This window comes from Rhodonellum psychrophilum GCM71 = DSM 17998 (assembly GCF_000381545.1).
GTDB lineage: Bacteria > Bacteroidota > Bacteroidia > Cytophagales > Cyclobacteriaceae > Rhodonellum > Rhodonellum psychrophilum.
Genome location: NZ_KB906708.1, coordinates 1 through 18,019 on the forward strand (window position 1 = coordinate 1; position 18,019 = coordinate 18,019).

Sequence of the window (18,019 nt, forward strand, 5' to 3'; positions counted from 1 at the left end):
AGAATCGAATTTTTGATTGCGAATAAGATATCATCTACCGATCGAAGGTCCCCCTGAAGGGGGATTTAGGGGGTAGATAAAAGACCGAATATGAATCCGATAAGGATGATTTCGGTTTTTTGACTGATTATCGAGACAAGTTTTAAGCGGTCTGTGGGGACACAGACCACGGACACACACCAATGGGCATTATGATGAAAAGACAGAAAAGAAAATGAGGATTTTGATGCTGATTCAGCGACCACAGGCCCGGGGAGCGGAACTCTTTGCTTCTCATCTGGGGGATGCATTGATCGAGATGGGGCATGAAGTCAGGATGATTACTCTTTTTGAAGGGGGTTTTGACTTGCCTTTTTCGGGAACGACACACCGCCTGAACAGGAATTCCTCCCATCGATTTTTTGATTATGGAGCATGGAAAGCGATCCATCAGATCCTACTGAATTTCAATCCAGACATCGTTCAGGCCATGGGTGCGGATACGCTGAAGTTCATGGTCTTTTCCAAAATTATCTTTGGATGGAAGGGAAAGACGGTTTTTTACAATGGCAGTGTCATTGGCAGATACATCCGATCCAAACCCGTCAGACTGTTTAACCAATGGCTTTACAAAAGTATCAGTGGAATCGTGGCAGTCAGTAAGGCTTCTCAACTTGATTTTGAAAATCTGTTCTCGTTTCGGTTGCTGCACGAAGTCATTCCTGTCGGCATCCTGATTCCGGAAAAAATCTCCCTGAAAGCTCCTTTGCCTGAGCCGGTGCTGGTTCATATCGGGGGATTTACTTTTGAAAAAAATCATCCCGAACTTCTCCAGGTTTTTTCCACTCTTCTGGCAATAAAGCCTGATTCCAAATTGCTGATGATTGGAGAAGGCCCCTTAAGAAGGCAGACCGAAGAATTGGTGGAGAAAAAAGACCTTGCACATGCCGTTTCTTTTTTGGGAGCACATCCCGATCCCTTTGCCCTAGTACCGAAGAATGCAATTTTGGTCTTGCCCAGCAAAATAGAGGGAATGCCTGCTGTGATCGGCGAGGCATTTATTCACCGAATCCCCGTGGTCGCCTACGATGTGGGTGCTGTGTCGGAATTGGTAGTGGCCCATCAAACAGGCTGGCTGGTTCCGGCCAATGATTCCATAAAGATGCTTGAGTCAATTTTGGAAATAACGGAGTTGAGCGAAAATTCCCTTTCCGGAATTTTGGATGCGGCCGAACAGTTTGCCCGAGAAAATCTGGAATTGAAACGGGTTGCCATGCAATACGAGGGGTTTTATTCACGATTGCTTTTTGTAGACAAAACATAATCCGGATACCATTGAGAATAATTCAACTCATTACCAGAAAGCAGAGAAGGGGAGCGGAGATTTTTGCTTGTCAGCTAGGCTCCGCCCTAAAGGCCAAAGGACATGAAGTGCAAGTGCTGAGCTTGTTTGATGGAAGTGGGGACTTGCCTTTTGACGGTGAGGTGAAGCGTATTCATGCGGATCCCAAAAAGCGTTTTTATGATTGGAAATCCTGGAAAAAACTGGCTGAGTTTGTCCGGGACTTTCAACCAGACATCATTCAGGCCAATGCCTCCGAGACACTGAAGTTTGCGGTACTTTCTCAATTGATATTTGGTTGGAAAGTTCCAATCGTTTACAGAAATGCCAATCAGATCAGTGGATTTCTAAGGAATGGATTTCAGAAAACCTGGAACAGATTGCTATTGGAAAGGGTGGCCGGAATTGCCTCTGTATCAGAAGCCTCGGCGAGTGATGTTCTTCAGACCTTTCAATTGAAAAGTAAACCGATTCGGGTGATTCCGATTGGAATTGATTCCCTTGAGATTGATCAAAAGCGAGGGGAAGAAGCCAACCTGAAACTTCCAGAAACTTTCCTGATTCAAATCGGGGGTTGGGTTCCGGAAAAGGATCCGCTGGGGATGATTGGTGTTTTTGAAAGACTCGCTGCGGATTTGCCTGATCTGCATTTGGTTTTTATGGGGTCAGGATCTTTGGAAAAAGAAATGAGGCAAAGAATCCAGAAATCTGATTTTTTGGAAAGGATTCACCTAAACCCAAATCAAGCCAATATCTTCCCGATTTTAAGCAAGGCAAGGGCCTTGGTGATGCCGAGCAAGATTGAAGGCTTGCCCGGGGTGATTTTGGAAGCCATGTATTGCGGAGTTCCGGTGATCGCCTACGATGTGGGCGGGATCGGAGAAGTTCTCCAAACCCGAAAGACAGGTTTCCTTGTTCCTAAGAATGATACATCTGCATTTGGTCAAGCCATTCACGGCGTATTGAATCATGATCATCCTTCCCTCACTCAAATCCTTCAGAATGCCAAAATCCTTGTCGAGGAGCAGTATACGATCCAAAAAGTGACGGATCGTTTTGAATATTTTTATAGGGAAGTCGCCAATAGTTTTGAGGATCGGAGGAAAAAGTAAATAGCGCTCTTCCTTCCGCCAATTTTCACAATCCAATCTCGCCCTTTTCAGGGCTTTTTTTATGTCCAAGCCATTGCGCTGTTCGGGAGGTACAATCTTGAACCCAAAATATGCATTAGGCTTCTTAGGAGATTGAAACCGAAAGAAAATCAGACAATTTGGAGACCAATTCCTGATACCGATATGGTGAAGTCAAGAAAAGACAGGAACTGGCTAATAATCAGGTAAATACAGTGTTAAATGGCATTCGAAATTCATAAAACAGGTTGAACAGCCTTCTCTCTTTGGGTGCCGCTAACCACAGCCCTGCTATTTCTCAACTTTGGTACAGAGGGGTATGGCTTTGGTCGCTAAGGACATGGGTATGGTCCCTCTTCCGAGTGGTGAATTTCTATGCTTTTCAGGGATCCTTCTGTGGAAAATAGCATGGTGAACCCATGGGGTAAAGAATGTGATAGTAAGACACTTGTCGATCAGGACGCCAAAAAACAATCCTCCAAGCCGAAAGCCTCACTTTCTCTTAAGGCATTCATTTCTCCATTGACCTCCTGAAAGAAACGAATACCAACGATCATGAAAACCAATTGTCCGGCATGCAGTTTCTCCTCAGGATGAAATTCCACTTTACCCAAATGGCCTGTTTCAATGCCGACAGGTAAATAGGGGATATTCTCCGCCAAAAGAATAAACTCCGCCAATCCATCCTCCTCCAAACCCACCATTGCAATCCGGATTTGAGAGTGGCTTGCTGCTTTCGGAACAGCTACCGTTGTTCCCATTTCAGAAAAATCCACTGTATAGCTTTTTTGGAATTCGTCAAAATGAAGATGGGGAACCCCGCCGAGGATGTCCTTCAAAACTTCCGTCCCAAACCTAAAGCCCTTCATTAAGTCGAGGTTGCCAAACGAGATTTTTCTTTCCCCCGGGCCATGGGTGGGGTCTGTCCGCAGCACCTTTTGAAAATGGGCAGTCATCCTGCTTGGCAGATAGCCTTTATCCATTTCAAACATTAGGGGCAGGATTTTTCTCCTCAATCTGGAACTCACGCGCGACGCCTGACCAAATTCCTGCCCAGCCCTCCGCGATCCCTCAAAATTTTTGGAAGTTTTGAATGTCTTCTTGCTGATTCCAGGTGTTTTCCGGGCAAAATAGGTCCCGTCCTTCCGCATATAAAATGTGACACCCCCTACACTTCCGGTTAACTTGATGATACCTGCTTGTCTGGCCATGCTGATCTGGTTTTGCTGGGTAAAAAATTAGCCTTCAATATAAAAAAAATTCACGGTTCACTAATAGGAAAGCCACATTAAAACCGCATCAACTCCGTGTTAAGTCCGTGATTTTATAAGGATTGACACCCGGTCTTGGTGCTAGACGGATATGGCTTTGGTGTAGCCAAGGTTTATAGGAATGGTTCCTTATTCGAGATGCAACTTTTTATCCCAATACAGTCCGGAATATTCCTTCAGTTTTTCAAGTTCCAATGCCAATAGTATGAAGTCCTGTTTCATCAGGTTTATTTGTGCTTCAATTTGGCCGTGCATATTGGCTCTGTTTGTAAATTGTTCGACAGTGTATTTCCCAGCCTCTCCAAAAAATAGCGCGCATCCTATTTGAAATGCTGCCAATCAAAGCTTATTTTCGTTCCTCCAATATTCTTTTAATCGAGTCATTCATCTGCATCATCGTCTCCATCATTTTCATCATGACCTCCGTTTGTTTATCATTGATATTGTTGGTGTTATTACTTGAATTTATTGAGAATGGAGAATTTGTCAAGTTTTCAATGACGTAACCTGGATTGGCGGTAACGATCTGAAGGGGATCCACATTTAAAAATTCAGCAACTTTTTGGATCAGATCAATGGTGATTTTGCTTTCCCCTCTTTCATATTTGGTATAGGTCGCCTCCTTGATGCCAAGATGTTCAGCGACTTCCATGGCCTTTCTGTCACGCAACTTTCGAAACGTGGACAGATTCCTGCCGATGTTTTTGTTTTCCAAAACAGTAAACCCGTTGTCTTCTTTCTCCTGCATAATCTTTTATTTCTACTAATTTAATGCCTTATCCGTAATAATTCAATCAAATCAGACGGACTTTTTGGAATAATTTTTAAAACAAGATTAAAAATGAACTCAAACTACTTTGAGCAATGGCTAAACTACTCACGGATAAGTTAATTTCATAAAATATTATTTAGAATTGTACATGAGATTTTTATTAAGGATTCGGACGCAAATGAATGGGCTACCCAAAGACCAAAATAGGCAAAAGTTTGGCTTCATTTTGACCACAATTGACTTCTCTAGGAATCTTTCTCTATTCGAAATCCAGAAAAATTTAATCAAGTCCCCAGACTGATACTATTGTATTGAGTTGGTTGAGTTGAATATAATTTAACAAAATCAATCCTCATTCATCCTACCCACGAGACAAGGCAGTTGAGTTCCTCACGAAAAACTAAAGCTATATCCCTTGTAGCTGTCCTTGCACCCGTAAAGCAATCCTACCTCCGCTGCAGCGCAGACCGAAGGCTTTACACCCAAAATCAATCTTAAAACAGACACAAATGCTTGGACGTCAGACGGTTTTTCGTCCATTTTCCAGCTTTATGTGTCACTTCGAAAGATGCCATGAAAAAAAGAACCATTCAGTTCTTAAGGGAACTCCTATGCCATTTCTGTTTGCCCTTTGTCCACAGGGAGCCTTGCCCGGACGATCCGTATAGCGCCTTTTACTTCATTTCGACAGTTGGACTTTTTCCGATGGAAAACCGTATGCAGGTTTATTGGATAGGGGACTTCCCCGAAAAGAGATCTCTGTATCAATCAGATGGAAATACAGCCCCATACTTGACATACGGTGGATTTCCGGGTTCATTTGTCCTCCCAACCAAGACCATCAAGCAAATCCAGAAGAACCTGATCAAATCCCCGGATTGATTTTTTAAGGGAGGCGGTACCACCTCTTTTTGAATGGGTATTAAGTTTTGGCAGGTCAGAAATCCCATTTTCTCAAACCTTTTCCTTGTAATCAAGCATCCTGCCCAAGCCAAGCCGACAGCCATTCGAGACTTGCAACCACTCCCTGAAAAGGGGGAGGCTGTGCCTTCGAACAGCGCACATCATTTCCAAAACTTTACGAATCCCCACCATGAAAAAAGCAATCCAAAACTGCTTCCTGGCACTCCTATGCCTATACCGAAGCCAAACCTCATATACCCCTTCAAGGGGCCACAGGCTAACCGACCTCAGGGCCGTGACCTACATCGGCAGGCGGGTTCCCTGCTTGCTGCGGATTCTCCACCACATCGCCAAAGGGATGGCCCTGCTGGCGAAGGCAATGCAAGCCACAAGGATACAATCCAGGCAATTCCTGAAAGCAGTCGCAAGCGATTTGTTCTCCCAGCCCTCACCGGCAAACGCAAGCCCTTCCAAAAGGCAATGGACCACGTTTTCCAGAACCTCTAAAGTCCCCTTCGGGCGGATACCATGCCCCAATCCACATTTGGAGGATCAACAAAAAGAAAGTGCAGGAAACTCAAATCCAAAGCATCCGGATCCCAGGGACGGTCATCAATCCATTAAAATCCCCTTTCAAAAACACCTTTCCGCTTCCATTCCACAGCATTTAAACTAAACTCCTTACACGATGAAAACATATACCTTCTTTTTTATCCTGGCCTCCCTGTTCGTGTTCACAGGCCAGTCCATTGCCCAGCAAAAAGTTGCTGTTCACCCAGGGGCGGAGTCTGCGGACTCCGTACCCACTGGGGTGGGGGAGTTGAAAGTCGGTGATTTCCTGCCCGATCTTGAATTCACCAATGTCCTCAATTCACCGGAGGGAAAAATCAAGCTATCAGATTACCGGGGGAAGTTGTTGATACTCGACTTCTGGGCGACATGGTGTGCCCCTTGCGTTTCTTCCTTTCCCAAGCTGGACAGTTTGAATGCAGCCATGGGAAATGAACTTGCCGTCATTCCGGTAACCTACCAATCTGGTGAAGAGGTTGAAAAGCTATTTTCTCGGGCATCGAAGCTTTCGGAAATCAAGATGCCCATGGTGGTGGGTGACAATACACTCAGGTTGTTATTCCCCCACAAAACCTTACCCCACTATGTATGGATTGACCCCCAGGGATTGGTAATAGCAACCACATTTGAAAGTGAGCTCACCGAACACAACATCAGGAAATATTTGGATGAAAAATCTTTAGAACTGGTATATAAACAGGATATCCTCACGGAATATGATGAGAATCAAAAGTTGCTAACAGAAAACACACAGATTATTGACAAACCCCTGCTGTACCAATCTGCACTTATGGACAGGATCGAAGGGATTTCATCCGGCTATAAGGTAAAGCCCGATGTTGAAGGGGAAGAAATGAGAATTCTTCTGACAAACACGGGGATATTGACGCACCTAAAATTGGCCTATGGTGAAGGTAAGTTTGCCTTTATGAACAACAGCATAATTCTCGAAGTTGCCGAACCCGAAAAACTGGTTACCGATAAGACCGGAGCCGAATACAGGCAATGGGCTCAGGATGGCAATACCTTCTGCTATGAACTCATTGTTCCGTCCCATCTGAAACAGGACAGCTATAAATTTTTTCAACAGGATATGGAAAGGCTTTTTCCATATAATGTAAGGGTGGAGAAGAAGTTAAGGCCGGTATGGGCGCTTCAATATTCCCCGGGTCGAGTTCCCCTGAAGTCCAAAGGAGGTCCCTCTTCATTTGAATTCACCGGTCAATCGGGACGGCTTTCCAATCATTCGCTGGCAATGTTCATTGCAAACCTCAATTTCAAATACCTCCAACACGATGAAAGACCCATCGTCAACAAAACGGGAATAGATTATCTGGTGGACCTGGATTTTACAGCTGATCTAACAGATGTAACGGAAATCAACAAAGCAATTGCACCCTATGGTCTGGAGCTGCTCAAAGACCTTCAGCCCATTGAAATTCTTATAATCAATGACAACCCTCAAACTTCAATCAAATGAAACAAATCCTCTACGCAATTTTGGTTTTAAGCACCCATTTTTTTTATGGGTCATTGCAGGCACAGACTTTACCGCTTGTAGGTAAGGTGATTACGGAAGATACACTGGAACCACTCACCGGTGCCACGGTGATCATCAAAGGCATGTCGGTGGGTGTGGTGACAGGAAATAATGGAGAATTCAGTATCCCTCTTGGAAACGGGAATTATACAGTGGTGATTTCCTATATAGGTTTTGAAAGCCGGGAATTACAAATCAACCATCCCTCGGAAAAATTACAGACGATTTATTTGGTGCCCTCCGGTATCGGACTGGATGGAGTAGAGGTGTACTCCACAGGATATCAAAAATTACCCAGGGAAAGGGCAACAGGTTCCTTTGTTCAGATAGACAATGAATTGGTCAACAGAAGGGTGGGGACCAACATTATCGATAGGCTGGAAGATATTACCCCCGGACTTATATTCAACCGAACCAATGTAAACCGCCCCCTGGACATTACCATCAGGGGAAACAGTACGATTTTCGGCAATAGCCGACCCCTCATCATTATCGATAATTTCCCCTTTGATGGCGATTTGTCAGCACTGAATCCCAATGATGTTGAAAATATAACTGTTTTGAAAGATGCAGCTGCAGCTTCTATCTGGGGTGTGAGGGCTGCCAACGGAGTAATTGTCATCACCACAAAGAGCGGTAAGACAGACCAACCCACCCAGATTTCATTCAACACCAATTTTACGGTGACACAAAGCCCGGATTTGTTCTATTTGCCCAGGATGGGTTCAGGTGACGTGCTGGAAGTGGAAAATATCCTGTTCGAAAGGGGTTTCTATCAGGCTCAGGAGAACAGCTTAAACCGCCAGCCGCTATCCCTTGGGGTAGAAACGCTGATCGGTCTGAGAGATGGTGGATTAACTCCTGAACAGGCCCAGCAGGTCTTCAATGGTTTGAGGAGTAACGATTTAAGAAGGGATATTGGGAATGAACTTTACAACAATTCCTTCAATCAACAGTATGCTTTTCAGGCAAAGGGAGGGGGAAGGAACAGCCGCTATTTTTACTCCCTGGGATGGGACAAAAACATGGAATCCCTTAAGCTGAACGCACTCAACAGAATTACCCTCAATGCCAGACAGATTTTTGATATTGGTGATAAATGGGAATTTGATGCTGGGGTTTATCTGACACATACCGGTACTGACAGGGCCAATCTGGGTGTTCAGAATCTAGAAATGGCTCCCGGCAGGCCACTTCCTGTTTACTATAGTTTAAGGGATGAAAATGGATTTCCCACGGCCACACCCAAAAATTACCGGCAGGGATTTACAAATTCGGCGGAAGGCACGGGACTTTTGAATTGGGATTTTGTACCCTTAAACGATCTTGGATCCCACGACGTGGTTTCAAAAACGCTGGATTTGAGAATGAATACAGGAATCAGGTACAAAATTTTGGATGGGCTTGACGCCGGAATCTCCTATCAGTATTGGCAGGCATCATCCGTCTCGGAAAACCACCGGCCCCTGGAGTCCTTTTTTTCGAGAAACCTGATCAACATGTACACAGAAATTTTACCGAATGGCAACCTGCAAAGGGCCATTCCTTTGGGAGGGATTGCTGACTTTGGAAACCAATCCACGTTTTCACACAGCCTGAGGTTTCAGACCAATTATCAAAAAAATTGGAAAAGAAACCAGATTGCAGCTTTAGGCGGGGCCGAAATGAAAAGCATGGATGCAAATTCCATGTCGAACAGAATTTATGGTTATACAAAAGACAATGCCACTAACCTTCCGGTGGATTATGTGTCATTTTTCCGGAATTATGCAGTTCCTGCTCAGCAATTAAGGGTCCCCTATAATACAGGAATCAGTTCTCAATATGACAGGTTTTTATCCTTTTTCGGAAACGCCTCCTATACCAGGGACAACAAATACACTGTTTCTGCCAGCATCAGAAAAGACCAGTCAAATATCTTTGGAGTAAACCAAAATTTAAAGGGCGTACCGTTATTTTCCTTGGGCTCCTCATGGACCATCTCAGAGGAATCATTTTATAATCTGTCTTGGCTGCCCTACAGCAAACTCAGGGCAACCTATGGCTATAACGGAAATGTTGACAATTCCCTTTCAGCATTGGCGGTAGCCGGATTTAATGGAGTCAATAGGTTAGGCCTTCCAAGGGGAGTAATAATCAATCCGCCCAACCCGCAGCTCGGTTGGGAAAAAGTGGGGGTTTTCAACGTAGGATATGATTTTGGTGCCAGGGATGACATTTTCAGTGGCAGTATTGAGTTTTACCGGAAAAATGCCCGGGATCTGATCGGTACCACCAACTACCCTCCCTCCTCAGGGGTTTCACAGTTCCGCGGCAACTTTGCCGCCACAAGGGTGACAGGAATGGATCTCGTGCTGTCAGGCTGGATTCTCAGAAAAGGTTTAAGATGGAAATCCGACTTTTTCTACAGCCATTTAAAGGAAAAGGTGGTTGCCTATGAAGCCAAAGGGACAGCTTTTGCCTATGCCCAACAAGGTGGGGGTCAGGGAATATTTAATCCGGTACCTTTTGAAGGGAGGCCACTTTATGCCATTTACAGTTTTCCTTTTGCGGGGCTGGACCCAGCCAACGGAGATCCACTTGGCTTGATTGAAGGTATGCCATCGAACAATTACCCAAGCATTCTCTCGGGAACAGAACCTGAAGACATGATTTACCATGGACCTGCCAGGCCGGTTTCTTTTGGGGCATTCAGAAATACTTTTATCTGGAAGGGTTTTAATTTATCAGTCAACATAAGTTACAGACTTGGATATTATTACAGGCGAAATTCGGTCAATTACACCACGGTTCTCCAGGGAATTGAGGACCATGGAGATTTCGCGCTGAGATGGAGGCAGCCCGGTGATGAGGGCATTACAAACGTACCTTCTATGCCCGCAGCCATAAACTTCAACAGGGATAATTTCAACCTGTTTTCCGAAAGCCTGGTGGAAAGGGGAGACCATATCAGACTCCAGGATATACGGATCGGATATACATTGGACAGATCAAAATTTCCCAATCTCCCGTTTCGGACAGCCGAAGTGTATGGTTATGCCAATAACATAGGCATAATTTGGAAAGCATCCAATGATGTGCTTGACCCGGATTTCCGAACCCAGAATCCACTAAAAAGCATTGCCCTGGGGCTCCGCATCGAACTCTAACCCAACAATCCCCAGAAATGTCCCGATAGCGGGATTCAAAATACTCCCTGTCCGTCTTACTTATGTATAACCATGCTAAACTAGGGTTGCAGTGTCCTTATCGCTGCGGCGGACAGGGTTTTTTGAAAAACAAGAGGTGATTATCTCCAAATACCTATCCAGTACAAAATACCCCATGCCAAATACCACAAAAAAAAGGCCTGCCGTCCAATTCCTCATAAGGTTTTTAGTTGACGATAAACCAGAATGTAGCTTTCGGAATCACAGACGGTGACGATTCTACGCGGCAGGACGGCCGGTGAAATTGCACCGGCCACCTTTTGATTCATTTAAAATTAACTATAATCTAAAATTACACTCCCATGAAGAATTCACAGTACATTTTATTGATTATGATAATGCTATCAGGTTGTAGCGATTATTTAGACCAGAAGCCGAATCAATCTTTGGTCATACCCAAAAGTCTTGCTGATTTCAGGGCTTTGTTGGACAATGACATTCAAACATTCAATACAGTGCCAGGAGGGCTGGTTTTTGCTTCAGACGAACTGAAAATAACCGAACAGGGATTGAATTCACTGTCCAACATTACCAGGGAATATTATCTGTGGGACAGGGATGCCTTTCTGGCAACCGAATTTGTAGGTGACTGGAACAGGCCTTATGGACAGGTTTTTGTTTCAAATATTGTCCTGGAAGGATTGGAAAAATTCGGTGAGGCCGAAAGGTCAGGCGAATGGCATGAGGTGAGGGGGCAGGCGCTGTTTTCCAGGGCCTTTGCGATTTATAACCTCCTTCAGCTTTTTGCGGCACCCTATGATTCTTCAAAATCAGACAGTGATTTAGGGCTTCCCTACCCGAATTCTTCTGATATAACCCTTCGGTTTGACAGAGAAACAGTTGCGGTTTCCTATGGGAAAATCATCCGGGATTTAATTGAGTGCGAAAAACATCTGCCCGAAACAATCGAATACGCATCCAGGCCAAGCAAGGCTGCGGCGAACATGATGTTGGCAAAAATTTACCTGAATATGTCTGATTTTGAAAATGTCAAACTATATGCCAACAAAGCAATCGGTCTAAAAAGTGATCTTATGGATTATAACATGCTTGATCCAAAATTAATCAGACCATTTCCCGAATTCAATGTTGAAATAATATACAATGCATCTCAACTGTCGATCGGACAGACTTCAACCCAGATTTTCTTTGATGATTTGTTCTTGGATTTATATGGGGAAAATGATCTAAGACCCAAGCTTTTCTTCCTCACGAATGGATTCGGACTCGTAAATTTCAAAGGGTCTTACTCCGCGGGGAACTTTGGTGGATTGGCGGTGGATGAGTTGTACTTTATTCTTGCTGAAGCTGAATTGAGAACCGGTCAGGTGGAGCAGGCAGCTTCAACATTAAATGTTTTATTGAAAACCAGATTCCATGGAGAAGAATATTCTCCCGTTATTTTTGAGGATCAATTGGATGCTCTAAAAACATTGCACCGTGAAAAACTCAAACAGTTGGTTTTTAGGGGAACAAGGTGGTCCGATCTCCGAAGACTCAAATCAGAAGGTGATTTATCGGGTGATTTAGTTAAAAATGTAGGTGGGAAGGAGTTTACGTTAAATTCAAATGATCCTCGTTGGACCTATCCCATTCCGTTTGGTGAAATTTCCAATCACCCCATTCCCCAAAATCCCAAATGATAATACAATGGGATTAAAAAAAAGGGTAAATCCAATAGACTTACCCTTTTTAATATTCAATTCAAAACACATTAATTTGGTCTATATGTGCCCTCTATTAATGTCCCTGGAATTACATTGTCCATGTCAGGGATGTCATTCTGGAATTTCGCCACACAAGTATTTTGGGAATCCTCACAGGCATAGGTGGATGGTCCTGGTGGTTGATCCGGAATAGGCACCCAAGTTCCATTTAAATTGCCAAACAATTGATTGTTACTTTCAACTTTAGGCTCGGTAAAAGCAAAAGCAAATACCGCAGCCAACATCAATACGCCTCCCCGTAGGAGGACTTTCATTTGATTTTTCATAACTTTAAAGCGTTAAATGTGTAATTTATCTCCGGTCGTTTTGGCCTGCATGCCTTCCGAGAGGGACGGCCGGATTTTTTTGCCCCCTGCTGTTGCCGGGAAGCCACCTGGTAGCTTCACCGGCCTGTTATGTTTTTTTCACCCAATTAAATAGCTCCATCCAACCCCTCATCGTTCCCCCTTCCCGTAAAAACTTCCCGTCCTCCGTCCTCCGTCTCCCGTCTCCCGTCCAAACTTCCAACTTCCAAACTCCCACTTCCCACTTCCCGTTTCCCGTCTTCCGTCTCCCGTCTCCTGTCCAAACTTCCCCCTTCCTCCCTCCACCATACCCCAAATCCCGCCAAACCCAAAAAGACAAGATTAAACAACAGATGCTGCCCCCATCCCAAGCTGCCGATAACACCCCCACAGTTACAGGGAATCCGTCCAAAAATACCGGTCATCACCACGGCCACATAGATGGAAAACAGGGACAGGAGCACCAGACTGATCAAAAAGCCCATTCTGCGCCAACGTGGGATGACTAGCATTCCTGCAACGATCAGTTCCAGTAAGGGTAGGCCATAGAGCAAGCCTTCCGCCATCCAAGCCGGAAAAATCTGGTTATACAGCCCGTTTCGGGTACCATGCCAATCATAGACTTTGCTGATCGCGGTATAGCCGAACAGCAGTGCAAGTAGGAGGGACGCTAGCTCGGTAAGAAGGAGTTGTATATTTTTCATCTTCATCGGTTTTGTCGGCCAAGGAACACCCCAGAAACTTGCAGTGGTGGCCTGGAATCCATAAATTTTAAGTAAGATACCGGCTTCCAAATCCCCGCTCAAACGACGGAGGGAAACTATCTGCCAAATTCTTCCTTTTGGACAAATGGTTGACGAATTTGGGTTTTATTCTTCGCCATGGATTCAAAAGTTCGGGTATTCTTCTGATAGCCATGGTGTATTGCAAAACATCGGAGTTTTATCATGAATGCATTCTCAGTTTTATCCTCCTTATGCAATGGATTTCTCCTCAAAATCCCCCATTAATTTTTTAGGTTGTCCCATTTTCATGCACCCAATCAAAAATTCCTGCCCAAGAATTGACTTTCAGCCAAACCTTCTTTTCATTGAAGCAACATTGGCCGAACAAAAGTATGGATTTGTATAGACGAAGATTACAGGTAAAAAAATATGCCTTCCAAAACGACCTTTTCTTTGGAGAATATTTTCATGAAATTTTATTATTGCTATCCGAGTAAATTCTAAAACTAGGGAAAAAGCCTTCTGGTTTTCAAATTAAGGGAGATTTTTTCGATTTTGAAAAATACACCCTGTTTTAAACTGAACAATTCAAATTGTACTATTTTCAGATACCTGTCCAAACCTGATAATCTGCCTGATCTGATCAGCTTTATCAGGGAAATGTAGGAGCACATGTTTATCGCCGCCATGTTTACAATGATCACAAACTGCTCAACTTCTTTGCACTGTCTGTGAATTACCGAAAACAAAAAATTGGCTACCAAAGCAACCAACATCTGCGTTTTTATCCCCTCCAAGCTGTCCGATATTGTCCAATAGATCATTTTGTGTTTGGTTACAAAGACTGAACATATCTTCCTCTAATGAGTCCTTTCTATTCAAATATGTTAGTCAGTAAACATGCTTTGAGAATTTATCCCGTATGGGCATTACTGTATTTCCTGCTCTTTACATTTTCTATTTTGGGTGGAAAAGGGTGGGGGAATTGACCCAATTGAAATGTCTACTGTATGACCTAAAAAAAATACTGAGGCAGAAAATTATAATTTATCTTAATTTTACGTTCAAAAATTCAATTTCCAAAATGGTTAGATGTTTGAAGGAAAGATCTTTACGTTGATTTTTCCTTTCTCAGGTAGTCAAGGAAAATGTGCATTGACAATGTTGTCAATTATTCGAAACTTGTTCCAAAACTTCCGCCGCTATTATATATCAATTTAAAACCTAATTTTTTGTTTTCCCTCTGATAACATAAAGGATGAATTTCCTTCTGCGATTTCTTGTAACACAATTTTTTATTTTGAGTATGAGAATTTTATGCAAATTAAAAATTATTAGTTTAACACCGGATAGTTATTTTTACTATTTACGAATTGAAGAAAACGTATTTTGGTTTATTGGGGTAAATGCCGGGGATAAATAAAAAATCTGATAAGAAAATAGTGCGGAAATTGAATGATTTTACCATTTATTGACTTTTTGAATAAGCTTTTGGGACTGAGTCCATTAGAGTAAAATGAACTTTTTAGCTCAACTCTTTAATATTTTTTTTCAATGAAATAAATTATTAAAAATATACAACTTATAAATCTTAATAAACGTTAAAATTGAACAATACATTATTAAAATATAATTATAGAAAATTTACATTTATCATTTAATTCACCTATTTTCATCAAAAATCACCATGAAAAGAAAACAAGATTTCCGCATTTTGACAGGGATTGGAATTGCCATCCTCCTAATGATTGCTGCACCACAAGTTTATGGCCAAAGCAACAATCCTGGGCCACGAATAGGAATTAAAGGTGGGGCAAACCTATCTCAATTCTTTGTTGATCAACCCACAGTTGAGGATGAAAACATGAAATTAGGATTGCATTTTGGTATTTTTACTAAAATTCCTGTTAACAATTTTCTAGCTTTCCAACCCGAGTTGTTATACACCAATGTAGGATCGAAAGTTTCCTATGGAGGAAGTACAGTTGAGAATATATTAGGAATTAGAGAAGGAGAAGTTAGATTTAACTTAAACTATATTCAGCTGCCATTGGCTTTAGCAATAAATGTTGGCCCATTGAATATCCATGCAGGACCTTATCTTTCGTATTTGGTCTCTTCCAATGTCAAAAATCTAAGAACTTCTGATCTTACCACCATCAATACGATTGAGTTAAACAAGGATGATTTCAATACAATTGATTATGGTTTGTTAGCGGGAGTAGGTTTTGATGTGCAGAATGTAACTATCGGTGCGAGATACAATTATGGATTGCGTCAAGTAGGCAAAGATGGAATGGCTAGAAACCTAACCAACAATTCCAAAAATTCAGTCGCCCAATTATTTATTGGGTTCGGGTTTTAATATTTTTTACCTGCTTAAAATTGTTTTGATTCTTGAATCAATAATATAAATCTCAATTAGGATTTATATACACCCAATTTTCTATGGATATTCCTGGAGAATTGGGTTTTTTTATGGGAGAATTGATTTGTGTTTTAGAAATGGTCTTGATTGATTTTGGTTTTACATACAAGTAACCTAATACTTTTGACAACTTACTTTGTCGATAAATTTCTCCATAAATATCGGCGTACTGATGCTTTTATTTTGGTAGCGGAAGGGATAAAATACAGAATCTATTTATGGATGCCTGATGTGATAGGTTCGAAGAAAGTGCCATTTTTTAGACAGTTCTGAAAAGCGCATCCTTTGCGTAAAAACCCTGCTTTTTCCTTTTATTTCCCGCTGTTTTTGAGAGGAGATTGACAAGCCCAGATCCTGCAGGATTGTCAATCCTGGTATTAATTACCTCCCCATTTCCCCACATTTTTTCTCCCTTATTTTCCTGATTTGTCAAGAGTGTCAGAAAAAACACTAATTTTCGGCACCCAAATCAAAGCATGCCAACTAGAAAAATAAGAATTCTTCACCTGATCAAGTCACTTGGTCGGGGCGGAGCCGAAAAACTGATTCCCGAAACCGCCGCACTTCACGACAAAGAACGATTTGAGTTTTTCTGTCTGTATTTTTTTCATACGCCGAAAAACATCGTCGATGAACTCGAAGACATAGGCATCCAAGTGACCTTAATCCCCTCCAGCAACCTGGCCTTGTTCTTCCAGATATCCAAAGTCCGTCAGTATGTCCTTGAAAACAAAATTGACATTATCCACAGCCATTTGCCCTGGGCAGGTATTTTGGGGCGCTTGGTGGGACGTAAATTGGGAATCCCCATTGTTTATACCGAACACAATACTTGGGACCGCTACAATAAATTCTCCTATTGGGGCAACAGGCTGACCTTTAAGATGCAGGATGTCGCCATTGCGGTTTCCAACGAAGTGGCCCTTTCCATGCGCCTGAATTCGATGTTGAATCCCTTGAAGTTACATGCCCGTCTGAAGGTCAAGACCATCGTAAACGGCGTGAACACCGATAATTTCCAAATGGACAAGCTGCTTGGGGAAAAAATCCGGCAGGAGGAAAAGATTCCGGAGCATGCATTTGTGATCGGAAAAGTGGCCGTGTTTCGTTCACAAAAAAGGCTTTGGCTTTGGGTGGACAATGCCCTTGAAATCCTCAAGGAGGAGCCTGAGGTACATTTTCTTTTGGTGGGAGATGGGGAATGGAAAGATCGGATTCTCGCCCAGATTGCGGCCTCCGGCAAGCAGGCGAATTTCCACTTGGTGGGCGCCCAGAAAAAGGTGGTTCCTTATCTTTCGGCGATGGATCTATACATGAGTACCTCCGAGTTTGAAGGCTTGCCGATTGCCATGCTGGAAGCAATGTCCTGCCAGGTACCTGTGGTCGCTACCCAGGCAGGCGGAATAGGGGAGGTAATCAGTGATGGGGTGGAAGGATATCTCTGTGATATTGAAAACCATGCAGAACTGTCAATTTTAGCCCTGCGGATGATCCAGGATTCAGCGCGCCATGCTGCATTTTCCTCCGCTGCCAGACTCCGGGTCATCCACCATTTCAGCATGATCAAGATGGTGACCGAACTCGAAAAGATCTATGAACAGGTAATCCAAAAGAAAATCCCGACAAAATCATAAATTCCCACTTCATTCCCCCAATCAAGGAGTGAATCTCAATCCCCCAAATTTGCCTATGGTCTCTGTCTTCACAGGCCATGTTAGTTTTCCGTCGGGTGTGGAATCATCACCACAAATACTACCTACTTGCCTTGGCGAAAAACCTTCGGAATCATAAAAAACCGCAATAAGTAAAGCGTGTAGATAAGGAAACGATACCTTCGCACCAATCTTCCTCCGGATAAAAGGACGGCCTATATATCCACTCATTTTTAGCTCTCAGAAGCCAGACAAAAATCAAATTGGAAGGAAATCAATTTTCCGAAAATACACGTCCCAATTTGAAGAAGAGATATCAGCCTTGATTTTTTGGTTCCTTTTTGATCAAGCAAAAAGGGACAAAGGAAAAAAATTTGCGATTAATGTCAAAAACCTGCTTTGGCGAAAACCCTTCGGAATTCAATTTTTTTCTTTAGCCAAAGACAAACGACTGTGTTTATAATTCCGGGGATTAAAATCCCCGGTT

17 protein-coding genes are annotated in these 18,019 nt (G+C 42.9%); 9 read left to right on the forward strand and 8 right to left on the reverse strand.

The genetic code is table 11. The features are described 5' to 3' along the window. Window positions 1-226: 226 nt before the first annotated feature. Together F824_RS0124950 and F824_RS0124955 are read left to right on the forward strand one after the other, a co-directional pair. The gene (locus F824_RS0124950) at window positions 227-1,303 is read left to right on the forward strand and encodes a glycosyltransferase (RefSeq protein ID WP_022582371.1); all 1,077 of its coding nucleotides are present in this window, start codon (window positions 227-229) and stop codon (window positions 1,301-1,303) included. An 11-nt stretch (window positions 1,304-1,314) separates the two neighbouring features. After that, the gene (locus F824_RS0124955) at window positions 1,315-2,433 is read left to right on the forward strand and encodes a glycosyltransferase family 4 protein (RefSeq protein WP_019600672.1); all 1,119 of its coding nucleotides are present in this window, start codon (window positions 1,315-1,317) and stop codon (window positions 2,431-2,433) included. Between the two features lie 473 nt (window positions 2,434-2,906). Here F824_RS0124955 and F824_RS0124960 read toward each other — a convergent pair whose 3' ends face one another. From F824_RS0124960 to F824_RS27650, 4 genes are all read right to left on the reverse strand, one after another. After that, complete coding sequence (locus tag F824_RS0124960; protein WP_019600673.1) at window positions 2,907-3,662, reverse strand: hypothetical protein; 756 nt, start codon at window positions 3,660-3,662, stop codon at window positions 2,907-2,909. 189 nt (window positions 3,663-3,851) lie between these two features. Beyond that, on the reverse strand, window positions 3,852-4,061 hold the full coding sequence (locus F824_RS0124965; protein ID WP_019600674.1) for a hypothetical protein: 210 nt from the start codon (window positions 4,059-4,061) through the stop codon (window positions 3,852-3,854). A 7-nt stretch (window positions 4,062-4,068) separates the two neighbouring features. Then, window positions 4,069-4,470 (reverse strand): helix-turn-helix domain-containing protein, encoded by a 402-nt coding sequence (locus F824_RS0124970; RefSeq protein ID WP_019600675.1) that lies wholly within the window; start codon window positions 4,468-4,470, stop codon window positions 4,069-4,071. 414 nt (window positions 4,471-4,884) lie between these two features. After that, entirely contained in the window at window positions 4,885-5,034 is a 150-nt protein-coding gene (locus tag F824_RS27650; protein WP_154654353.1) for a hypothetical protein, read from the reverse strand. Between the two features lie 33 nt (window positions 5,035-5,067). Between F824_RS27650 and F824_RS0124975 the strand changes: the two genes are divergently transcribed. From F824_RS0124975 to F824_RS0125005, 5 genes are all read left to right on the forward strand, one after another. Next, a complete protein-coding gene (locus tag F824_RS0124975) occupies window positions 5,068-5,376 on the forward strand; it encodes a hypothetical protein (RefSeq protein ID WP_019600676.1) in 309 nt (102 codons plus the stop codon). A gap of 211 nt (window positions 5,377-5,587) precedes the next feature. Continuing rightward, window positions 5,588-6,073, forward strand: coding sequence for a hypothetical protein (locus tag F824_RS27655; protein WP_139189921.1), 486 nt, complete (start codon window positions 5,588-5,590; stop codon window positions 6,071-6,073). Between the two features lie 12 nt (window positions 6,074-6,085). After that, window positions 6,086-7,447, forward strand: a complete 1,362-nt coding sequence (locus tag F824_RS0124990) for a TlpA family protein disulfide reductase (RefSeq protein ID WP_019600679.1) — start codon at window positions 6,086-6,088, stop codon at window positions 7,445-7,447. Beyond that, entirely contained in the window at window positions 7,444-10,656 is a 3,213-nt protein-coding gene (locus F824_RS0124995; protein WP_019600680.1) for a SusC/RagA family TonB-linked outer membrane protein, read from the forward strand. Before F824_RS0124990 ends, F824_RS0124995 begins: the two co-directional genes overlap by 4 nt. Before the next feature lie 362 nt (window positions 10,657-11,018). Further along, window positions 11,019-12,359: a RagB/SusD family nutrient uptake outer membrane protein gene (locus F824_RS0125005; protein WP_081625048.1), complete on the forward strand. Its 1,341-nt coding sequence runs from the start codon at window positions 11,019-11,021 to the stop codon at window positions 12,357-12,359. Window positions 12,360-12,430: 71 nt separating this feature from the next. On the opposite strand, the gene F824_RS26555 is transcribed toward F824_RS0125005, so the two are convergent. From F824_RS26555 to F824_RS0125030, 3 genes are all read right to left on the reverse strand, one after another. Continuing rightward, window positions 12,431-12,709 carry a DUF6520 family protein gene (locus F824_RS26555; protein ID WP_019600683.1) on the reverse strand — a complete coding sequence of 93 codons (279 nt, stop codon included), beginning with the start codon at window positions 12,707-12,709 and terminating at the stop codon, window positions 12,431-12,433. A gap of 146 nt (window positions 12,710-12,855) precedes the next feature. Next, on the reverse strand, window positions 12,856-13,431 hold the full coding sequence (locus F824_RS27065) for a MauE/DoxX family redox-associated membrane protein (protein ID WP_201769093.1): 576 nt from the start codon (window positions 13,429-13,431) through the stop codon (window positions 12,856-12,858). A 527-nt stretch (window positions 13,432-13,958) separates the two neighbouring features. Further along, window positions 13,959-14,276: a hypothetical protein gene (locus tag F824_RS0125030; RefSeq protein ID WP_019600687.1), complete on the reverse strand. Its 318-nt coding sequence runs from the start codon at window positions 14,274-14,276 to the stop codon at window positions 13,959-13,961. An 863-nt stretch (window positions 14,277-15,139) separates the two neighbouring features. Between F824_RS0125030 and F824_RS26565 the strand changes: the two genes are divergently transcribed. Further along, window positions 15,140-15,817: a porin family protein gene (locus F824_RS26565; protein WP_019600689.1), complete on the forward strand. Its 678-nt coding sequence runs from the start codon at window positions 15,140-15,142 to the stop codon at window positions 15,815-15,817. A 539-nt stretch (window positions 15,818-16,356) separates the two neighbouring features. Further along, the gene (locus F824_RS0125055; protein WP_019600692.1) at window positions 16,357-17,514 is read left to right on the forward strand and encodes a glycosyltransferase; all 1,158 of its coding nucleotides are present in this window, start codon (window positions 16,357-16,359) and stop codon (window positions 17,512-17,514) included. A gap of 21 nt (window positions 17,515-17,535) precedes the next feature. Here the strand turns inward: F824_RS0125055 and F824_RS0125060 are convergent, their stop codons facing one another. Next, entirely contained in the window at window positions 17,536-17,763 is a 228-nt protein-coding gene (locus F824_RS0125060) for a hypothetical protein (protein ID WP_019600693.1), read from the reverse strand. Between the last annotated feature and the right edge of the window lie 256 nt (window positions 17,764-18,019).